Consider the following 18,963-nt stretch of genomic DNA (forward strand, 5'->3'; position numbering starts at 1 on the left):
CAGCCAAGAACATGACTCACGTCGTCTCCGAATCCTGCATCCGCTGCAAATACACCGATTGCGTCGACGTATGTCCCGTGGACTGCTTCCGCGAAGGGCCGAACATGCTGGTGATCGACCCTGACGAATGCATCGACTGCGCGGTCTGCATTCCCGAGTGCCCGGTCAACGCGATCTACGCCGAGGAAGACCTGCCGGCCAACCAGATCGCCTTCATCAAGCTCAACGCCGAGCTCGCCGTGGCCGACGGCTGGAAGAGCATCACCAAGCGCAAGCCCGCGCTGCCCGATGCCGAGGAGTGGAAAGACAAGGCTGACAAGATCGGGGAGTTGGTCCGCTGAGCACGACGCCGGCACCCATCGAGACCGAGGCGCTGGTCATCGGCGCCGGCCCGGTCGGCCTGTTCCAGGCCTTTCAGCTGGGCCTGCTCGAAATTCCCTGCCACATCGTCGATGCGCTGCCCTCCGCGGGCGGCCAGTGCGTGCAGCTCTACGGCGACAAGCCGATCTACGACATTCCGGGCGTCCCGGCGACCAGCGGGCGCGGCCTGGCGGAATCGCTGCTGCAACAGGTGGCACCCCTCAAGCCGCAGTTCCATTTCGAGCAGCAGGTCGCGACGCTCGAGCGCCAGGCCGATCAGCGCCTGCTGCTGGGCACCACCGCCGGCACCACCTTCCTTGCGAAGACGGTCTTCATCGCCGCCGGCGTCGGCGCTTTCGTCGCCAAGCGCATCGCGCTCGAAGGCATCCAGCGCTTTGAAGGCACCAAGCTTTTCTATCACCCCGAGGCGCTGGAGCGCTTCGACGGCCAGGCCGTGGTGGTCAATGGCGGCGACGATGCCGCGCTGGCCACCGCCCTCGCGCTGATCGGCAAGGCCCGCCAGGTCACGTTGCTGCACCGGCGCGACGGCTTCCAGGCCGACGACGCGCTCGTGGCCCGCATGCGCGCACTGGCGGCCGAGGGCGCACTGAACTTCGCCGTGGGCCAGCCCGCGGCTTTCGACGGCCAGGTGCTGCAGATCACCACGCCCGACGCCCGGACCGTGACGCTGCCGCTCGACGCCCTCATCGCCTGCCTCGGCATCTCGCCGCGGCTCGGCCCCATGGCCGACTGGGGCCTCGATCTCGTGCGCAAGCAGGTGCCGGTCGACACCGAGCGCTTCCAGACGCACGAGGCCGGCGTGTTCGCGGTCGGCGACATCAATACCTATCCGGGCAAGAAGAAGCTGATCGTCTGCGGTTTCCACGAGGCGACGCTGGCGGCCTGGGCCGCCACCGCGATCGTGTTTCCGGGCAAGGCCGTGCCGCTGCAGTACACCACCACCAGCACGCGGCTGCACCAGCTGCTCGGCGTGGGCTGAAGAACAAAGCAACCACCCTGAACGAAGGCTGAACGCCGCATTCACGCGTTCGACACGAGACCGCCATACGATGCCGGGCATGCTCGCGTTGAACACCGCACTGTTCCAGGCCATTGGCGCTGGCCACACCCCGAATGCCGAAATCATGTGGCTCGCATCCATCGTGGCCGAGGGCGCGTCCTGGCTTTGCGCCGCCCTCATGGGCTGGGTCGCCTGGCGCCGGCCCTCGCAGCGGGTCTATGCGATGGTGACGCTGGTCGCCGCGGCCGCGGCGGCCATGCTGGCCCACGCGCTGGCGGACGCCATCGCGATGCCGCGCCCCTTCATGGTGGGCCTGAGCCCGGCGCACATCGACCATGGCGCGCGCGGCTCGCTGCCGAGTGCGCACGCCTCGGTGATGTTCACCATCGGGCTGCTGTTCTGCCTGCGGGCGTCGCTTCGGAAGACCGGGCTGGCGGTCGTGGCGATCGCGGTCCTCACGGGCTGGGCGCGCATCTACGTGGGCGTGCATTTCCCGCTGGACATCGCTGCCGGCCTGCTGCTGGCCGGCGGGATCGCTGCCGCGTTCTGGACGCTTCAGCAGCTCGCGCGCCGCTTCGTCCTGCCGCTCATTCGCCACGACCACTCGGGCGCGAGGCAACTGTCGGCCGCCATCGACCACTGAGGCGCCGCCCGGTCCGCGGCGACTTCACGTCGCCGTGTCGCACTCGGCCGGCGCACGGCTCTACAATCCGAACTGCTTCGCCAGCCTGAAGCAACGCTAGGGGTGCCGGCTCGCAACGCCTGTTGCAGCTTGGCTGAGAGAGTCCCTTTGAACCTGACTGAGGTAATCCTCGCGCAGGGAAGCTGGTCCGGCGACCGCCACGTTTTCTCGCGTGCCGGTCTTGCCGCCGTGGCCTCGCCCACCTGCCAAACACTTTGCAATGGAGCAAATGGATGGCAACAACACCTGAATCCAACGAGGCGCTGACGCCACTCGGCGACGTCAACCGCGTCTTCCACTGGCACGACCACATGGCCCTGTGGTTCAGCCTCGGCGTCGGCCTGCTGGTGATGCAGGTCGGCGCCTACCTGGTGCCGGCGGTCGGCACGCGCGAGGCGGCGATCGCGATCGTGCTGGGGTCGTTGATCGGCGCCGGCCTGCTGGCCTGGACCGCCCGCCTCGGCTGCGAAAGCGGGCTGGCCAGCGCGGGCCTGATGCACGCCACCTACGGCAGCGCCTTCGCGCGCCTGCCGGTGGTGCTGAACATCGTGCAACTGATCGGCTGGACCACCTTCGAGATCGTGATCATGCGCGAGGGCACGCAAGCCATCGGCAAGCAGGCCTTCGGCTGGTCGCTGGAGGGCACGCTGGGCACAGTGCTGACCACGCTGCTGTGGGGCGCGGTGCTGCTCGCGCTGCTGGCCGGCTCGATGGTCAAGCTGGTGCGGCGCTTCGTGAGCCGCTTCGGGCTGCCGCTGGTGGTGCTCTCGCTGCTCTGGCTGAGCTGGCAATTCGCGACGCAGCTTCAGGCCAAGGGCCTGGAGGCCTTCTGGTCGCGCCCGGGCAACGGCAGCACGGGCATGTTCAGCGCGCTCGACCTGGTAATCGCGATGCCGGTTTCGTGGCTGCCGCTGGTGGCCGACTACGCGCGGCACGGCAGGCGCAGCGCGGGCGGGCTCGGCGGCGCCTTCGGCGGCACCTGGGTCGGCTACGCGCTCGCCAACATCTGGTGCTACGCGCTCGGCGTGATGGTGGTGAGCGTGGCGGAACCCGGCACCAACCTCGTGGCGGCGCTGCTGCTGGCGCAGGGCGGCCTGGTCGCGCTGGGCCTGATCCTGATCGACGAACTCGACAACGCGTATGGCGACGTCTATTCGGGCTCGGTCTCGGCCCACAGCCTGCAGCCGCGCTGGAGCGTGCGGCGCTGGGGCCTGTGGCTCGCGGTCGCGTGCATCGCCTTCGCACTGGTGCTGCCGATGCATTCGCTCGAGCCCTTCCTGCTGCTCCTGAGCTCGGTGTTCGTGCCGCTCTACGGCGTGATCCTCGGACGGCTGGGTACGGGCGGCGCAGCGGTCGCGGTGGGCGCGCGCAAGATCGACTGGGTCGCGGCGCTGATCTGGATCGCGGGTATCGCCATCTACCACGCCTGCGCCAGATGGGCGCCTCAGTTCGGGTCGGCGCTGCCGACGCTGGCCCTCACCTTCGTGCTGGCATGGATCACGCGCCCGGCGACGGCAGACGGACCATCGGCACTGGCGCAAAGCCGTGGTTGAGCGGACCGTGGCCGGCACCGATCTTCACATCCGCACCGGCCGCCAGGGCGGCCACGACATAGCCGCGCGCGCGCTCCACGGCATCGGCCAGTTCGTAGCCCAGCGCGAGGTGTGCAGCGATGGCCGAGGACAGCGTGCAGCCCGTGCCGTGCAGGTTGCGGCTCGCAATGCGTTCGGAAGACAGCCTCAGCCGCTCGCCGCTCGCCTCCGCCAGCAGATCGACGACATCGTCTCCCGGCAGGTGGCCGCCCTTGAGCAACACCGCGTGCGCGCCCAGCGCGAGCAGTTCGCTCGCGGCATCGTCGAGCGCGTCGACGCCGTCGATGGCATGGCCGATCAGCAGGGCCGCCTCGTCGAGGTTGGGCGTGACCACGGTGGCGCGCGGGAACAGCTCGCGCACCAGCACCTGCACGGTTTCTTCGGCGATCAGCCGGTCGCCGCTGGTGGCGACCATCACCGGGTCGAGCACCACCTTGGAAAGCCTGTAGTGATCGATGGCCCAGGCCACCACCTCCACCACCTCGGGCGCATGCAGCATGCCGAGCTTGACCGCGTCGACGCCGATGTCTTCGATCACCGCCTGGATCTGCGCCTTGAGAAAAGCCGGCGGCACGCCATGGATGCCCGACACGCCCAGCGTGTTCTGCGCGGTGAGCGCGGTGATGGCCGTCATGCCGTAGCAGCCGAGCGCGCAGAAGGTCTTCAAATCGGCCTGGATGCCGGCGCCGCCGCCGCTGTCGGAACCGGCGATCGAGAGCACGCGGGCGTAACGAGAGAATGCTTGGGTCATGCCAGCAAGCTTACCGAATGATCTGCCGATGAACGCTGCCACCCTTCCTTTCCGCTCCGCCGTCATCCTCGGCGCCGGGCTCATGGGCCGCCTGCTCGCGGTGACGCTGGCCCAGGCCGGCTGCAAGGTCGAGGTCTTCGACGCCGGCGGGCCTGAGGCCGACGGCGCGGCCGCGCGCGTCGCAGCCGCCATGCTGGCGCCGCTGGCCGAATCTGCGATCGCACCACCCTCGGTCGTGCGCATGGGCCACTACGCACTCAACCGCTGGCCGGTGCTGCTCGAATCGCTGGCGGCGCCCGTGTTCTTCCAGCGCGCAGGCACACTGGTGCTGTGGCACCGCCAGGATGCGCCCGAAGCCGCGCGGCTGGCGCGCATGCTGGCGCACACCGGCGAACTGGTGCCCGAACTGCCTGCAATGAAGTCGCTCGATGCGGCCGGCATCGCCGCCTTGGAGCCCGCACTGGGCCAGCGCTTCGCGCACGGCCTGCTGCTGCCGGAAGAAGGCCAGCTCGACAACCGCGGACTGCTCGCCGCACTGCTCGCCACGCTGCAGGCCATGCCCAACGTGCAACTGCATTGGCAGGCACCGCGCAGCATCGACGACTTCGACGCCGGAGGAACCGGCCAGCCCGAACGCGTCATCGACTGCCGCGGCCTCGGCGCCCGCCCGCAGTGGGGCGCCCTGCGCGGCGTGCGCGGCGAAGTCATCCGGGTGCATGCCCCCGAAGTCGCGCTGCAGCGACCGACGCGGCTGGTGCATCCGCGCTACCCGCTCTACATCGCACCCAAGCCCGGGCAGGTATTCGTGATCGGCGGCACCGAGATCGAGTCCGACGACATGTCGCCGGCCAGCGTGCGTTCCACGCTCGAACTGCTGAGCGCCGCCTATTCGGTGCACAGCGGTTTTGCCGAAGCACGCATCCTCGAGATCGCGACCCAATGCCGGCCGACCCTGCCCGACAATCTGCCGGCCTTCCGTCAGCCGCGACCCGGCGTGATGCAAATCAACGGCCTGTACCGCCACGGGTTCATGATCGCGCCGGCCATCCTTGACGTCGCGATGGAACTGCTCGCCACCGGCCATTCCGCGCTCGCGAGCCGTTTCGATCTGGCGCCCAGCCTGGAAACCGTCTTGCCATGAACATCCTGATCAACGACACACCGCAGACGCTGCCGAGCGGCGCGACGCTGGCCGACGCGCTGGCCCTCATCCACGCGACGCCGCCCTTCGCCGCCGCGGTGAATCGCCAGTTCGTGCCGCGTTCGAACTACGCGTCGCACGCCTTGCAACCCGATGACCGCATCGAAGTGATCCGCCCCGTGACAGGCGGCTGAGGTAAAGCCATGACCACAACCCCATCCCACGACCCGCTGGTGCTCTACGGCCAGGCCTTCCAGAGCCGGATGCTGCTCGGCACCTCGCGCTACCCCTCGCCCGACGTGCTCGAAGCGGCCGTGCGGCGCGCGCAGCCGGCGATGCTGACCGCTTCGCTGCGCCGCCAGACGGCCACGCCGAACGGCGCCGGCAGCGACAACGGCTTCTGGGAGCTGCTGCGGCGGCTCCAAGTGCCCGTGCTGCCCAATACGGCCGGCTGCCACAGCGTGCAGGAGGCGGTCGCGACCGCGCAGATGGCGCGCGAGCTCTTCGACACGCCGTGGATCAAGCTCGAGCTCATCGGCGACGACTACACGCTGCAGCCCGACACGCTGAATCTGGTCGATGCCGCATCGCAGCTGATCCGCGACGGCTTCCACGTCCTGCCCTACTGCACTGAAGACCTGGTGCTGTGCCGGCGGCTGGTCGACGTCGGCTGCCAGGCCGTGATGCCCTGGGCCGCGCCGATCGGCACCGGCCGCGGGCCCGTCAATCCCTATGCCTTGCAGGTGCTGCGCGAGCGGCTCAGCGTGCCGCTGCTGGTCGATGCCGGCCTCGGGCTGCCCTCGCATGCCTGCCAGGTGATGGAATGGGGCTACGACGGCGTGCTGCTCAACACCGCCGTCGCGCTCGCGCAGGATCCGGTCGCGATGGCCGGCGCCTTCGCCGATGCGGTGCAGGCCGGCCGCAGCGCCCACCTTGCGGGCGCGATGGCCGCACAGGAATCGGCACAGCCGAGCACGCCGGTGCTCGGCACGCCGTTCTGGCACCACGCTGCATCGCAGTGACCCCGTCATGAGCAACACCACCGCCCCCCAAAACATCGCGCAGGCCATCGTCGCGGCGCATGCGCCGCGCTTCGGCGAGACGGCCCAAGCGCCCGCGTCCTTCTCGTCCGACGACGCCGTCTATCGCGGCGCCAAGACGGCCTGCGCCGCACTCGGCTTCATCGAGGTCGATGCCGAATGCCTGGCCCGCGCCTGGCGGGCGCAAACGCAGCGCACGGGCAGCTTCGATGCGCATGCCTGGCCCGAACTGCCGGCGGACTTCGGCATGCTGCCCTTTCCGCCTACCGAACGCCGCAATGCCTTCCCACCCTGTCCCCAGAAGCTGGGTCTCTACGCGGTGCTGCCCGACGCCGCCTGGGTCGGCCGCATGGCGCGCGCCGGCGTGCCGACGGTACAACTGCGCTTCAAATCCGACGACACGGAAGCCATCGCGCGTGAAGTACACGCGTCCGTCGAAGCGGTGCGCGGCACCGGCGCCCTGCTCTTCATCAACGACCACTGGCGCGCCGCCATCGCGGCCAAGGCCTACGGCCTGCACCTGGGCCAGGAAGACCTGGACGCGCTGACGCCGCAGGAGCTGCAGACGATTCGCGCCTCCGGCCTGCGTCTGGGCGTCAGCACCCATGGCTACGCAGAAATGCTGCGCGCCGATGCCGTGAGCCCGAGCTACATCGCGATGGGCGCGGTGTACCCTACCACCTTGAAGCAGATGGCGACCGCACCGCAGGGCGCGGCGCGGCTCGGCGCCTATGCGCACCTGCTGCGCGGCTATTCGCAGGTGGGCATCGGCGGCATCGACGAAGCGCGCCTGCCCGAAGTGCTTGCCACCGGCGTCGGCTCGGTCGCAGTGGTGCGCGCCCTGGTGGCCGACCCGGAGCCCGAGGCCGCCGCGGCTCGTCTGATGGCCGCCGTCGAGGCCGGTACGCGCCAATGAAGTCGCGAATCACGAATCCGAGCCCGGCCGGAAGGCCTCGAAAACCACGCTATAATTTGAGGCTTGTTCCTCGATAGCTCAGTCGGTAGAGCGCCGGACTGTTAATCCGTAGGTCCCTGGTTCGAGCCCAGGTCGAGGAGCCACTACAAGCCGCAAGGCAAATGGAAAGCCCGCTGTCATATTGATAGCGGGCTTTTTCATTTGTTGGGCGCCTATTTGGCAATCGCCAAATATCCAGTACTTCGCCATCCATCAGGACGCTTGCGAACATCGACTCGATGGCGCCCCGTTCGCGCGCTGAACTGCAGAAGCCCCCCACACGACTCGCAGTGTGTCAGAGAGGAAAACTAGCGCCTCGACCGAAAGCTACGCCGAAAGCTACGCTGCAGCGCCATCGGGCCGCCCCGCTGAAGACGACAACGGGCCACAGCCGTTTGCGGCTGCTGGGCGGCATTCTGCCCTGCCCCCCGCGCTGACCGCGGCGAAGCAATGGGCCCGCGCCCTTCTTTCTCTGAAGCGCTCGGGGGGTAGCAGGATCCGCTCAGCCTCTGGACCTCGGGCGATCAACTCCTCCGCTGCACGACAGCGGGCCAGGGCTCCCAGCCCCCAGGGTTCACCACCGCACACTCACCCCTGCGGAACCCTGCACCCCGCTCCTGACCTTGTATGTGCCCGACGCGAACAGCTTGCCGATTTCGCCGTACACGCTGGTCGCCGGGCTCAGTGCGACGGTGAAGCCGCCCGCCAGTTCGGTCGAGGTGTAGCCGGTCCTGGCCGCGATGTCGGTGGCCGCTGCCGGACCGATGAAGCGCGTGATGTCCTTGCCGTTCGATGCCCGATAGACATTGAAGCGCCCATAGGGCTGGAGCGTCCAGATGGAAGTTCGCAGCTCGCCCTTGATGCGCACGCCGGCGCGCACGATCCAGCCGTCATGGAGGTCCTGCTGCACGAGGGCGCCGGAGATCGCGGTGTCGTCTACCTTCATGTGCTGGCGCACGAGCTGGACCTGCGGCTCGATCTTCCAGCCGCTGTCGCCCAGCGCGAAGGGCTTTCCAAGCTCGAGGGAGGCCGCAAGGCTTGAACCCTCGCCGGATGACGAAGCATTGCCCAGCGGCCGGACCGTGTAGCGATGCCGCCCGCCCTGCAGCACAACATCGGTGTACAGCCCCGATTCGCCGGTCCAGGTGCCATACGCGCCGAGATACCGGCTGCGCAGGTCGTTGCTGCCGACTGGCCCCCATTCGCCGCGGGCAAAGCCGCTGGTCCTGGCGTCGCCGTCGAGTTGCCCGACGTAGAGGCCAGCACGCCAGCCGGCGCCGGCGAACAGGTCGGTTCCGGCCTGGAAGCCGCTCAGGTGCCCCTGGCTCGTAGCACCTGCCGTACCGGACTGGCGCAGCTCCGGATCGATGGAGAGGAGCCGGCCCCAGGCGCGACGGTCGCGGCGGCCGTCGGCCGTGCCGGCGCCCTTGACCTCGTCGTCGCCGACGCGCTGATGCAGGTTGGCCAGCATGCCCATATCCGCTTGGCGCATCAGCGCCGGCGCGGCAGCGAAAAGCGGAACCTCGGCGCGGTAAGTGGGAATGCCCGGCGCTCCAGGGTTCAAGGGGTTCGACAACTCGGAGCGCAGATACCAGCTCTCGCCCGCGCCGCCCGCATCGGCCGCGTAGAGGCGGTACTCGAAGGCGCCTGCATCCACGTGAGAACCGGCCAGCGAGAACGCGTCCTTGCTGCCTTGTGCCGTCGTGGTGGCGCCGTTGCGCGCGCCGACCACTTCGATGCCGTTGCCGATGGTCTGGCCGCCGAGCCCGCCCAGGTTGGTGATCTGGAGGGTCGTCCGGCCGCTGGCGCTGGCCGCCGGGCCATCGAGCACCAGGCGGTCCGACGGGCCTCTGGCATCGAGCAGGGCGCCCAGGCGCAGCGTGCCGTTGTTGCCTACGTAGGGACCGGTGACGGTTAGCGTGGTGCCCGGCGCCGAGCCCAGCAGCGAGATCGTGCCGCTGTTGGTGAGCGAAGACAGGGTCTGGTCGAAGCCCGCCAGGTCGAGCGTCGCGCCCAGAGCCACGCCATGGGCGGACGCAACGCTCAAGGTATTGGCCGCACCCGCTCGAAGCGTGCCGCTGCTCACCCGGGTCTCGCCCGTGTAGGTATTGGCCCCCGAGAGGACCAGGGTTCCGATGTCGGCCTTCTGCAGCCCGCCGCTGCCGACGAGGGCCGCGGCGATCGTGGCGGTCACGCCGGGATCGACGCGCACCAGCGACGGCGCGCCGCTGGGCATGCCCAGCAGGCCGATCGTGTTGCCGGCGCCGTCGACGACGTAGCCGTCGGTAGAGAACTGCATCGCCTTCGCCTCGACGTTCTCCCCCAGCGTCACTGTGCCGGCAGCGCCGGTGAAGATCGCCATGCCCGGGATCCATCGCTGGTTGATGGAGCCCGTGGTGTTGGTCCAGTTGCTCCTGACGTTGTTCCAGGTCGAGGTGCCGCCCTCGATCGCGCCATTGTTCGCAAGCTGGGTGCCGTCCCAGAAGGTCACCGGCAGGCCGGGCTGCGAAGCGATCAGGTTGACCTGCTGCAGGATGACCGTCTGCACGGCCAGGTCGCCGGGGCCGTAGCCCGGCGTGCTGCCCAGCGCCAGGCTGGCGGCGTTGCCGGTGAGCGTGCCGCCGTAGTTGAACACCCGGTAGCTGCCTGGCATGGCGGCAAAGTCGCCGGCATCGGTGACGTTCAAGGTCCCGCCAAGCGTGAGGTTGCCGGTGACGTTGGTGAGGTCGTTCACGGGACCGCCGACCACGTTGGGTGCTCCGTATTCGTAGGCCAGCAGCGAACTTGAGTTCAGCGTCAGCGAGCCGAGCGTGATCGCTCCCGGCGAATTGCCGGGGCCCAGCGTGCCGCCGGCGTTGATGGTGACGGCTCCGGCGATGCTGCCGGTGCCTTCAAGCGTTGCGCCACTCGCGACGCCGACCGCCGTGTTGGCGAGCGAACCGTTGACGCGCAGGCGGCCGGCATTGACCGCGGTCGCGCCGGTGTAGGTGCTGGTGCCCGTGAGGGTTTGCGTGCCGCCGCCGGTCTTGACCAGGCCGCCGGTGCCGTTGATGGCGCCGCCGAAGCTCGTGCTGGTGTTGTCGCCGCCGGTGGTGAGGGTGGCGGAACCCAGCGTCACATTGCCCCCGGCTGCGCCGCCGCCGGCCAGCGAGCCGATGCGCTGGCTGAAGTTGTTGAGGTCGAGGGTGGCGCCTGCCGCATCGGCCAGGCGCACGGCAGACAGGTTGCCGAAGGCCTGCCCGCCCGCGGCGGCGCCGGCCCGCAAGGTCCCGGCACGCACGGTGGTCGGGCCGGTGTAGGTATTGGTCCCGGTGAGCGCCCAGGTCCCCGAACCCGTCTTGGTGATCCCGCCGACACCGCCCAGCACCTGCGCAGTGCTCGCGTTGAAGGCCTGGCTATCGAAGGTGATATTCGAGGCCCCGATGGTGGCCGTCACGTTGGCGTTGTGGGCCCAGGCGAAGGCGCTGGAGCCGGCGCGCAGCGTTCCGCCGTTCAGGTTGACGGTGTGGGTTCCGAGGCCATAGACCATGCCATTGGTCGAGGTCAGGACGCCGCCGGTCAGATGGAGGCTGCTGGCAGCGGCGGTGCCGCCGGGATGCCCGAAGTTGAAGGAGCCAACGGAAACACCGGCCGTGCCGCTGATGGTGGTGGTCGCGCTGCCGCGCACGCCGTTGAACCACGCGCTGGTGGCGCTGAAGGTGCCGCCGCTGAAATTCGCGGTGGACCCGCTGGCGCCGGAAAAATTGGCGACAACAATGCCCTGGTTGCCGAGCGTGATGCTGCCGCCCGTCTGGTTCAGCGTGCTGGCGGCGTTCTGGCCGATGAGCGCGCCGGAGCTGGCCGAACCGGTGATGCTGCCGCTGTCCATTTGCAGGATGCCGGAATTGCCGGCCAAGTTGCCCATATGCAGCACATAGCTGTTCGCCGCAGTGGACGTGAAATTGCCGCCGGTGAAGCGCATGGTGCCGGTACCGGCCGCGCCGCCGTCGTTGTACCTGGCCTGGTCGAAGGCGCCGACGTACAGCAGGTCGTTGGTGGTCTTCGAGAAGCCGGACGCCAGTTCCAGCGTGCCCTTGGAGGCCATCAGCCAGCCGCTGGTGCCGGTGGTGGCGCCGTTCAAAATTTGGGTGCCGGCGCCGAGCTTGTTGATAGAGCCCACGCCCGTGATGTCGCCCGAATAGGTGCCGTTGCCGTTGCTCGTGCCGACATGGAACACCGACTGCGTGTTGAGGTTGGTGCCGGCCGCGCCGTTGATGACGCCGAAATAGGCGTCGTTGGTCCCGGACGCAGCCCAGTTGGCGAAGGACGTGAGTCTGGCGCCGTTCTGGAGATTCACCGTCGCGCTCTGAAGGGCGCGCCCGGCCCCGCCGTTGATGAAGGTGGTGCCGCTGTCGAGCGTGATGTTGCCGGCATAGGAGCCGGCCGCGGTGCGAAACACGATGCCGTTGTTGCCGCCGCCGGTCGTGTTCACCGTTAGGTTGCCGGAGCCCGCGATGCCGGCATCGAAGAACAAGTTGTTGTTCGTGGTGTTGGTGTTGTTGACGTTGACCGTGTTGCCCGCGCCGTTGACAGTCAGGACTCCCGACCAGACTTTCCACGCGTTCGCTGCCGTGGTGGCATGGGTGAGCGTACCGCCATTGTTCAAGGTGATCGTGCCGCCCGCCGCGCCCTGGTTGGCCTGGATTCCGGTCGTGGCGAAGGTGGCGCCCGCGTTCACCGTCACGGCCGAGCTCCAGGTAGTGGCGGATGACAGGGTCGTGTCGTGCGCCAGGGTCCCGCCGTTGACGGTGGTGGTCCCGGTGTAGCTGATCGAACCGGCCGCCTGGTTGCCGATGGCTTGATACCCGCTGCCGTTCTTGACGACGTTCAGCTTGCGGGTGGTGCCGCCGTTGTCCTGGTCCCGCATGTAGCCATAGGCCGCGTAGGTCCCGGAACCGTTGAGGGTCAAGGTGGCGTTCGTCCCGGGATCGATGGCGTCGATACCCTGGTTCTGGACGACCATGGAGGCGTTGGCCGTGGTGCTGCTCAGGCCCGCAACGGTCTGGGTGGTGCCCTTGAGATCGAAGCGGCCCCAGTTGCCGGCGGAGGTGACCCAAGTCATCAGCACCCCGCCGTTGGCGGTCCCGAATTGCTCGTTGCCGCCCATGCGCAGGTTGGCCTGTCCGCCCGTGCCGTTGCCGAATTGCACCGTGGTGCCGCCCGCGATCGCCACCGCGCCGCCGGTCTTCTGCAGCCACAGGCTGGCCAGTGCGCCCTGACCGTCGACCACGGTGGTGCCGGTGTAGGTGTTGTTGCTCGAGCCGGCCAGCCGGATGTTGACGACCGCGAGGCTGCCGCCATTCCACGCGGTGTAGCGGCTCATCGAGAAATCGCCCACGCCCGAGAGCACGCCGTTGAAGGTGTGGTCGCCGGTGGCATACCCGCCCACCGTCGAATTGGCGCCCGTGTTGTCGCCGAGCACGATGTGGTTGGTGTTGTTGAGGGTGATGTTGCCGTTGAGCACGTTGGTGCCCTCCAGCCGTATCGCGCCCAGCACCACATGGCCGCCGACGTTGTGATGCCAGCCGGCGTTCTGCTGCACCACGATGTTGTTGGCATAGGTGCCGCCGTTGAGGGCGAGCGTGCCCCGGTCCTGGATCTCCACGGTGGAGGACGCGCCCAGCTGGGACGGGCTGGTGTTGTTCCACATGATGGCGCGGTTCAATTGCCAGGTACCCGTGAACCCCGCGTTGTTGCCCGACATCGTGTAGACGGAGGTCTGCAAGGCGCCGATGTCGTTCTGGCCCTGCAGGAGGACGTTGCCGGCGCCGCTGATCGAATTGGCGATGGTCCTGCCGCCGGTGAAGTTGTTGTTGTTCCAGGTCATGGTCGCGCCGGAAGCGACGCTGACGGCGGAACCGCCGGCAATGGAACCGGCCGTGCCGCCGTTGCCGACCGACAGCGTGCCGGCCTCCACGGCGGTGGCGCCCGTGTAGGTGTTGGTGCCGGTCAGGCTGAGCGTTCCAGCGCCCCTCTTGGTGAACGAGCTTCCGGCCCCCGAGACGACCGAAGCGATGGTCGCGCTGGTGTTCGTCGTGACCGCGGCCGCGGCCGCCAGGTTCAGCCCGGCGCCGCTGACCGTGTAGGCCTGCCCGCCGCTGGAGCCGAAGGTCAGCGAATTGACTGCAGCCGGCGCCGTCGCCTGGATGTTGACGATGCCGCCGGTGCCCTCGAAGACCGCATCGGTACCCAGGCCCCCGGTCCAAGTGAGGGTGTAGGGACCGCCCGGGAGCGTGCCCCAGGCCGCGGTCGTGACTTCGTCCCAGTTCCCGGTTCCGCCAGCCGCATCGAAATACAGCGTCGCGGCCTCGCCCTCACCCGTCGAAAGCAGAGACCAGAGCATCGACGCCGTGGTGAAGGCAAGGCGATAAGCAACGCGCATGAGACATCTCCGCTTGGCCCGGGTTGGAAGAATGCGATCGGCATCATGCGCGACGGCTTTCGGTGCTCACCGCGCCGTCGTGCATTGAGGGTGCGTTGTGCAGTTCGCTCAAACGGAAAAGGCGTGCGCGCATAGCGCTTGCGCCGAGCAAGCCATGGTCACCCCGAACGGGAGCCTGCGGTCGGGTCGTGCCTGGACGCGAGACCCACCGTCCCTTGCGTTGGAGGATGGATGGACGCGATCGACGGGCTTGAGAGCGGGTGAGATCAAGTACGGGATGCGTCGCATCGCCGCAGAGCGTCACGGAGCATTTGCGATCGAGAGCGTCGCTGCGCAACAACGCTTGGTCCGAACAACAGAAAACCGGCCATTGCTTTCCTTTGACAAAGCGCACTGGCATCTCCGTCCTCGTTGTTGTTCCTGTTCATTCTGCCTTGGTTTGCTGCCACCAAAAATGAGCCAGAAGTACACACTGCAGCGCGCTGGTCGAGTCCTCCGCCGACGCCGTTGACCTGGTTCGGCGGCCGTCCTTGAGGTGTTCAGGGGCCCTCGGGTGTCGACTTCGATGGGGTCATGGGGGTCCTGGAGGGGTCCTGCCGATGCTTGTATTGGAATTGGCTGAACGGGGCTGCAAGGGGGCTTTATTCCACGTCTCGACCCGCGGACTACGTTTGCGGCGGGAGATGAAAGTCCGGCGCCAATTGCGATCCTTGAACGCGTGATTGTGTGTACGATGGTGCCTCGCGGAGTCCTCGGCGGGTCTGTTAATCCGTAGGTCCCTGGTTCGAGCCCAGGTCGAGGAGCCACTACAAGCCGCATAGGCACAAAGGCCCTGCTATCCAATCGGTAGCAGGGCCTTTCTCTTTCGCGAATGGAAAATCGCCGCGCGTTGGGTGTGGTTGCTTCCTACAGATCGTGGCGGGCCATGGTCCATGGGCCTTGCTTGCGCCGATGAAGAACACCACCAACACTTCATCCGAGCGGCGGAATTTCGCGATGTTTCAGGTGCCAGTGAGCGCTCGTGAAAAAGCGCTGTTCGCAGAGGCCGCCGCGGCCGCGCGCAAGTCGATGGCGACTTGGGCGCGCGAGCACCTGGAAGCGGCCGCGATTCGAGACTTGAGATCCGCGAGTCGACCCGGCTGATGCTCGAACGTTGTGGCAGCCGCTGGCTGCTACTGCAAATCCGCCAGTCCCACGGGCCCACAGCCCGCGATGAAGTTGAGAAGATCGTCGCAAGCCGGCCCGTACTCGTGCGCATCCACCGCAGCGATCAACTGAAGGCTGCTCGCGCGCACATGGCCGCTGCTGCCGCGGGTGAAACGGACTGCGATCTCCGGGTCGCGGCCATCGTTGCCGCGGTCGGACATGCAGACGACCACCATCTGCCCGACGAGCGACGGATCGCCGCCACCCAGCACCAGCGCCAGGTCGCCGCGGCGAAACGGGCGCGGCGCGTGCGCCGGCCGGAAAGCCATCGGCTTGTATGAGGCAATTTTGCGTACTTGCGCAATGTTCGGCAGAGCCATGGTGGTACAGATCCTTTGTAGCGATTGCGTGTTGCGATCGGACAGTCACGATGGTGTCTCACTACCGTGTCGAGCGCCTTCTTTTGCCCCAAATAAAGGCACACGATGTGCATTCCGTCCTGCCGGCCCAAAGGGGGCGAGTTTGAACTGTTCCGGCCGCGCCGGATGTCAGCCGGATTCCCGCACTTGATCGCGGCCACGTCCGGCGCTCGCCAACGCGCGCCGCGCGACACTGAGGCCACACACAGACTCAGGAGACGCGCAAATGGCAGATGACTTGAGCAATCGCGGCCCGCAGGACCGGTCGCGCGTGAACGTCAACGAGACCCACGAGCTTCGGTACTGGACCAAGGAACTGGGAGTCACCGAGGCCCAGCTCCGGGCGGCCGTCGCCGCTGCCGGCACTTCGGCGCAGGCGGTGCGCAACTATCTCGGGAAGTAAGAGGTGGGAAATCTGCCGCGCGGAGCGCGCCATGCCAAGGAGCGTCGTGTTCGTCTATCGGGGCTATCACTTTCTCTGTACCGCGGAGAAGGAGAAGCCCGCGCAGTTTCGACCGGTGCTCATCCGACAGCTGGGATGGCCGAGCGAAAAAACGGTTGTCCTGCTCGGCGACACCGACCTCTGTAGAACCGAAGCGGAAGCGCTGCGGCACGCGGAACAGCAAGCCATGAAATGGGCGGACAGTCGGACGACGGCCGAGATGTCCTGAGGCCTTGCACCGGCCGTCCGATTGCGCAGAATTGACAGTTCTCCGTCGCCCGAAAGGAGACCCCATGCCGATGGAACTTCTTCGGCACATCGCAGACCAGAAGCTGCCCTACACGGTCTACGCACCGGCCGACATCGACAAGCTGCGCGTGCTGCGCGCCGCCGAACTCGTCAGCGCCTTCATTCCGCCCGCCGAAACGCTGCCCTGCGGCGAGAGCCACAAGCCGGCGCAGGTGCTGGCCATCACCCCCAAGGGGAAGAAAGCGCTGCAGGACCAAGCCGAGGGCATCGTCGATCCTTAGCACTCGCTCGAACGCCGCATCCATCCCTATTTGCCCAAATTAGGGAAGTCACTGATCAATCAGTGCATCCAAGTATCGAAATCGGCTTGGCGAGTACCAATTCCGCAAGCAAGAGTCTCCAGAATCCGGGCACGGCGATCGCCTCGTCGCCGACCACAAGGAGACATCACATGAAGCGTTTTCTGAAGGCGGGCCTGGTGCTCGCGCTCGCGGGCGCCGGCCTCGCCCACGCCGCGACCGAACTGGTCATCGCCACCGTGAACAACGGCCACATGATCGAGATGCAGAAGCTCACACCCTTCTTCGAGAAGGCCAACCCCGACATCAAGCTCAAATGGGTCACGCTGGAGGAAGGCACGCTGCGCCAGCGCGTCACGACCGACATCGCGACCAAGGGCGGCCAGTTCGACGTCATGACCATCGGCCTCTATGAAGCGCCGATCTGGTCCAAGAAGGGCTGGCTGCAGCCGATCGCGACCGACGCCGCCTACGACGCCGACGACCTCCTGCCCGCCATCCGCGACGGACTGTCGCACCAGGGCAAGCTCTACGCCGCGCCCTTCTACGGCGAGAGCTCGATGCTCATGTACCGCAAGGACCTGGCCGACAAGGTCGGATTCAAGATGCCCGAGCAGCCCACCTGGGCGCAGGTCAAGGAACTCGCGGGCAAGATCCACGACCCGAAGGCCGGCGTCTACGGCATGTGCCTGCGCGGCAAGCCGGGCTGGGGCGACAACATGGCCTTCCTCACGACCCTGGTCAACACCCACGGCGGCCAGTGGTTCGACATGAGCTGGAAGCCGCAGATCGACACCAAGCCCTGGAAGGACGCGATCACCTTCTACGTCGACATCATGAAGGCCTACGGCCCGCCGGGGGCCTCGGCCAACAGCTTCAACGAGAACCTTGCGCTCTTCAACGAAGGCAAGTGCGGCATGTGGGTGGACGCGACCATAGCGGCCTCCTTCATCAGCGACCCGAAGCAGTCGAAGGTGGCCGACAAGGTGGCCTTCGCGCAGGCGCCGGTCGCGGTCACGCCCAAGGGCGCCAACTGGCTGTGGTCGTGGAACCTGGCGATCCCCGCCAGTTCGACCAAGGCCGAAGCGGCGCAGACCTTCGTCAAGTGGGCGACCTCCAAGGACTACATCAAGCTGGTGGCCAAGGAACACGGCTGGGCCACCGTGCCCACGGGCACGCGCAAGTCGACCTATGCGAATCCCGAGTTCCAGAAGGTCGCCAAGTTCGCCGAGTCCGAGAAGAAGGCCATCGACACGGCCAACCTGACCGACAGCACGCTGCCCAAATCGCCCTACGCCGGCGTGCAGTACGCGGCCATCCCCGAGTTCCAGGCCATCGGCGTGGCGGTGGGCCAGCAGATGAGCGCGGCACTGTCGGGCAAGGTCACGGTCGACCAGGCGCTCAAGACCTCGCAGACGGCGGCCGAACGCGAGATGAAAAAGGGCGGGTATTACAAGTAAACCCCCAGGCTGCGCGCACTTCATGTCGCTTCGCCACCCCCTTGCAGGGGGCACTGCCTGCGGACCGGCAAAGCCGGTTCCGCGGCAGTTCACGAAGCTAAAGACCTTGTGGCCCTAAGATGAACCGATTCCTCCCCCGGGCGCTGATGGCGCCGGCCGTGGTCACGCTCATTCTCTGGATGATCGTGCCGCTGGCGATGACGATCTACTTCTCGTTCGTCACCTACAACCTGATGCAGCCCGGCGATCATCCGTTCGCGGGCCTGGAAAACTTCCACTACTTCGTCACCGACCCGGACTTCTGGGCCTCCGTTGCGAACACCCTGAACCTGATCGGCAGCGTGATCGTGATCACCGTCGTCTTCGGCGTGCTGCTGGCGCTGCTGGTGAACGAGCCCTTCCCGGGCCGCGGCATCGTGCGCGTGCTGCTGATCTCGCCCTTCTTCGTCATGCCGGCAGTCAATGCGCTGCTGTGGAAGCACATGATGATGAATCCCATCTACGGCGTGCTGGCCGACGTGTGGCGCGCCTTCGGCGCCGAGCCCATCGACTGGATGACCGACGTGCCGCTGCTGTCGGTGATCATCATGGTGGCCTGGCAGTGGCTGCCTTTCGCCTGCCTGATCTTCATCACCTCGCTGCAGTCGCTCGACCGCGAGCAGATGGAAGCGGCCCGCATGGACGGGGCCGGCGCGTTCCAGCGCTTCTACTACCTCATCCTGCCCCACCTGGCGCGGCCGATGGCGGTGGTGATCATGATCGAGATGATCTTCCTGCTCTCGGTCTTCGCCGAGATCGCCATCACGACCAACGGCGGCCCCGGCAACGAAAGCACCAACCTCACCTACCTGATCTTCAAGCAGTCGCTGATGAACTTCGACGTCGGCGTGGCTTCGGCGGGTGCGCTCTTCGCGGTGGTGCTGGCCAACATCGTGGCGGCCTTCCTGATCCGCATCATCGGCAAGAGCCTCGACTGAGGGCCACG

Annotated in this window: 17 protein-coding genes, 1 tRNA gene and 1 riboswitch; of the genes, 15 read left to right on the forward strand and 3 right to left on the reverse strand. The window is 67.3% G+C overall.

The window, feature by feature from the left end; all coding sequences use genetic code 11:
• Positions 1–11 precede the first annotated feature (11 nt).
• From fdxA to ACSQ9A_RS14960, 4 genes are all read left to right on the forward strand, one after another.
• Entirely contained in the window at positions 12–341 is a 330-nt protein-coding gene (gene fdxA, locus ACSQ9A_RS14945; RefSeq protein ID WP_436304183.1) for a ferredoxin FdxA, read from the forward strand.
• Positions 338–1,360 carry an NAD(P)/FAD-dependent oxidoreductase gene (locus ACSQ9A_RS14950; RefSeq protein ID WP_436306300.1) on the forward strand — a complete coding sequence of 341 codons (1,023 nt, stop codon included), beginning with the start codon at positions 338–340 and terminating at the stop codon, positions 1,358–1,360. Before fdxA ends, ACSQ9A_RS14950 begins: the two co-directional genes overlap by 4 nt.
• Positions 1,361–1,439: 79 nt before the next feature.
• Positions 1,440–2,024 (forward strand): phosphatase PAP2 family protein, encoded by a 585-nt coding sequence (locus ACSQ9A_RS14955; protein WP_436304184.1) that lies wholly within the window; start codon positions 1,440–1,442, stop codon positions 2,022–2,024.
• Positions 2,025–2,112: 88 nt separating this feature from the next.
• Positions 2,113–2,221, forward strand: a riboswitch (TPP riboswitch).
• A gap of 75 nt (positions 2,222–2,296) precedes the next feature.
• Positions 2,297–3,616 carry a purine-cytosine permease family protein gene (locus ACSQ9A_RS14960; RefSeq protein WP_436304185.1) on the forward strand — a complete coding sequence of 440 codons (1,320 nt, stop codon included), beginning with the start codon at positions 2,297–2,299 and terminating at the stop codon, positions 3,614–3,616.
• On the opposite strand, the gene thiD is transcribed toward ACSQ9A_RS14960, so the two are convergent.
• The gene (thiD, locus tag ACSQ9A_RS14965) at positions 3,561–4,406 is read right to left on the reverse strand and encodes a bifunctional hydroxymethylpyrimidine kinase/phosphomethylpyrimidine kinase (protein ID WP_436304186.1); all 846 of its coding nucleotides are present in this window, start codon (positions 4,404–4,406) and stop codon (positions 3,561–3,563) included. The two genes, ACSQ9A_RS14960 and thiD, sit on opposite strands and share 56 nt — an antisense overlap.
• 28 nt (positions 4,407–4,434) lie before the next feature.
• Between thiD and ACSQ9A_RS14970 the strand changes: the two genes are divergently transcribed.
• From ACSQ9A_RS14970 to ACSQ9A_RS14990, 5 genes are all read left to right on the forward strand, one after another.
• Complete coding sequence (locus ACSQ9A_RS14970; protein ID WP_436304187.1) at positions 4,435–5,547, forward strand: FAD-dependent oxidoreductase; 1,113 nt, start codon at positions 4,435–4,437, stop codon at positions 5,545–5,547.
• A complete protein-coding gene (thiS, locus tag ACSQ9A_RS14975) occupies positions 5,544–5,741 on the forward strand; it encodes a sulfur carrier protein ThiS (protein ID WP_093108800.1) in 198 nt (65 codons plus the stop codon). The genes ACSQ9A_RS14970 and thiS overlap by 4 nt, the downstream gene beginning before the upstream one ends.
• Before the next feature lie 9 nt (positions 5,742–5,750).
• A complete protein-coding gene (locus ACSQ9A_RS14980) occupies positions 5,751–6,569 on the forward strand; it encodes a thiazole synthase (RefSeq protein WP_093108801.1) in 819 nt (272 codons plus the stop codon).
• Positions 6,570–6,576: 7 nt separating this feature from the next.
• Positions 6,577–7,503, forward strand: coding sequence for a thiamine phosphate synthase (locus ACSQ9A_RS14985; RefSeq protein WP_436304188.1), 927 nt, complete (start codon positions 6,577–6,579; stop codon positions 7,501–7,503).
• A 67-nt stretch (positions 7,504–7,570) separates the two neighbouring features.
• A tRNA-Asn gene (locus tag ACSQ9A_RS14990) sits at positions 7,571–7,646 on the forward strand.
• A gap of 470 nt (positions 7,647–8,116) precedes the next feature.
• On the opposite strand, the gene ACSQ9A_RS14995 is transcribed toward ACSQ9A_RS14990, so the two are convergent.
• Positions 8,117–13,963: an autotransporter outer membrane beta-barrel domain-containing protein gene (locus tag ACSQ9A_RS14995; protein WP_436304189.1), complete on the reverse strand. Its 5,847-nt coding sequence runs from the start codon at positions 13,961–13,963 to the stop codon at positions 8,117–8,119.
• Positions 13,964–14,914: 951 nt separating this feature from the next.
• Here ACSQ9A_RS14995 and ACSQ9A_RS15000 point away from each other — a divergent pair.
• On the forward strand, positions 14,915–15,106 hold the full coding sequence (locus tag ACSQ9A_RS15000) for a hypothetical protein (protein WP_436304190.1): 192 nt from the start codon (positions 14,915–14,917) through the stop codon (positions 15,104–15,106).
• 29 nt (positions 15,107–15,135) lie between these two features.
• On the opposite strand, the gene ACSQ9A_RS15005 is transcribed toward ACSQ9A_RS15000, so the two are convergent.
• Positions 15,136–15,489 (reverse strand): hypothetical protein, encoded by a 354-nt coding sequence (locus ACSQ9A_RS15005; RefSeq protein WP_436304191.1) that lies wholly within the window; start codon positions 15,487–15,489, stop codon positions 15,136–15,138.
• 265 nt (positions 15,490–15,754) lie between these two features.
• On the opposite strand from ACSQ9A_RS15005, the gene ACSQ9A_RS15010 reads away from it, so the two are divergent.
• The 5 genes from ACSQ9A_RS15010 to ACSQ9A_RS15030 all read left to right on the forward strand — a co-directional run bounded on the left by ACSQ9A_RS15010 (position 15,755) and on the right by ACSQ9A_RS15030 (position 18,955).
• On the forward strand, positions 15,755–15,931 hold the full coding sequence (locus ACSQ9A_RS15010) for a DUF3606 domain-containing protein (protein WP_093108804.1): 177 nt from the start codon (positions 15,755–15,757) through the stop codon (positions 15,929–15,931).
• A 46-nt stretch (positions 15,932–15,977) separates the two neighbouring features.
• Positions 15,978–16,199 (forward strand): hypothetical protein, encoded by a 222-nt coding sequence (locus ACSQ9A_RS15015; protein WP_436304192.1) that lies wholly within the window; start codon positions 15,978–15,980, stop codon positions 16,197–16,199.
• Positions 16,200–16,263: 64 nt separating this feature from the next.
• Positions 16,264–16,500 (forward strand): hypothetical protein, encoded by a 237-nt coding sequence (locus ACSQ9A_RS15020; RefSeq protein WP_093108806.1) that lies wholly within the window; start codon positions 16,264–16,266, stop codon positions 16,498–16,500.
• Positions 16,501–16,670: 170 nt separating this feature from the next.
• Entirely contained in the window at positions 16,671–17,978 is a 1,308-nt protein-coding gene (locus ACSQ9A_RS15025) for an ABC transporter substrate-binding protein (protein ID WP_436304193.1), read from the forward strand.
• 119 nt (positions 17,979–18,097) lie between these two features.
• Positions 18,098–18,955 (forward strand): carbohydrate ABC transporter permease, encoded by an 858-nt coding sequence (locus ACSQ9A_RS15030; RefSeq protein ID WP_436304194.1) that lies wholly within the window; start codon positions 18,098–18,100, stop codon positions 18,953–18,955.
• Positions 18,956–18,963: the final 8 nt, after the last annotated feature.

This window comes from Variovorax sp. LjRoot290 (genome assembly GCF_964253985.1).
Lineage (GTDB): Bacteria > Pseudomonadota > Gammaproteobacteria > Burkholderiales > Burkholderiaceae_C > Variovorax.

Coding starts and splice junctions, on each gene's coding strand:
- ACSQ9A_RS14995 (WP_436304189.1), bottom strand. CDS start 13,963: ATGCGCGTTGCTTATCGCCTTGCCTTCACCACGGCGTCGATGCTCTGG.
- ACSQ9A_RS15000 (WP_436304190.1), top strand. CDS start 14,915: ATGAAGAACACCACCAACACTTCATCCGAGCGGCGGAATTTCGCGATG.
- ACSQ9A_RS15030 (WP_436304194.1), top strand. CDS start 18,098: ATGAACCGATTCCTCCCCCGGGCGCTGATGGCGCCGGCCGTGGTCACG.
- thiD (WP_436304186.1), bottom strand. CDS start 4,406: ATGACCCAAGCATTCTCTCGTTACGCCCGCGTGCTCTCGATCGCCGGT.
- ACSQ9A_RS14955 (WP_436304184.1), top strand. CDS start 1,440: ATGCTCGCGTTGAACACCGCACTGTTCCAGGCCATTGGCGCTGGCCAC.
- ACSQ9A_RS14980 (WP_093108801.1), top strand. CDS start 5,751: ATGACCACAACCCCATCCCACGACCCGCTGGTGCTCTACGGCCAGGCC.
- ACSQ9A_RS15010 (WP_093108804.1), top strand. CDS start 15,755: ATGGCAGATGACTTGAGCAATCGCGGCCCGCAGGACCGGTCGCGCGTG.
- ACSQ9A_RS14985 (WP_436304188.1), top strand. CDS start 6,577: ATGAGCAACACCACCGCCCCCCAAAACATCGCGCAGGCCATCGTCGCG.
- ACSQ9A_RS15020 (WP_093108806.1), top strand. CDS start 16,264: ATGCCGATGGAACTTCTTCGGCACATCGCAGACCAGAAGCTGCCCTAC.
- ACSQ9A_RS14970 (WP_436304187.1), top strand. CDS start 4,435: ATGAACGCTGCCACCCTTCCTTTCCGCTCCGCCGTCATCCTCGGCGCC.
- fdxA (WP_436304183.1), top strand. CDS start 12: ATGACTCACGTCGTCTCCGAATCCTGCATCCGCTGCAAATACACCGAT.
- ACSQ9A_RS15005 (WP_436304191.1), bottom strand. CDS start 15,489: ATGGCTCTGCCGAACATTGCGCAAGTACGCAAAATTGCCTCATACAAG.
- ACSQ9A_RS15025 (WP_436304193.1), top strand. CDS start 16,671: ATGAAGCGTTTTCTGAAGGCGGGCCTGGTGCTCGCGCTCGCGGGCGCC.
- thiS (WP_093108800.1), top strand. CDS start 5,544: ATGAACATCCTGATCAACGACACACCGCAGACGCTGCCGAGCGGCGCG.
- ACSQ9A_RS14960 (WP_436304185.1), top strand. CDS start 2,297: ATGGCAACAACACCTGAATCCAACGAGGCGCTGACGCCACTCGGCGAC.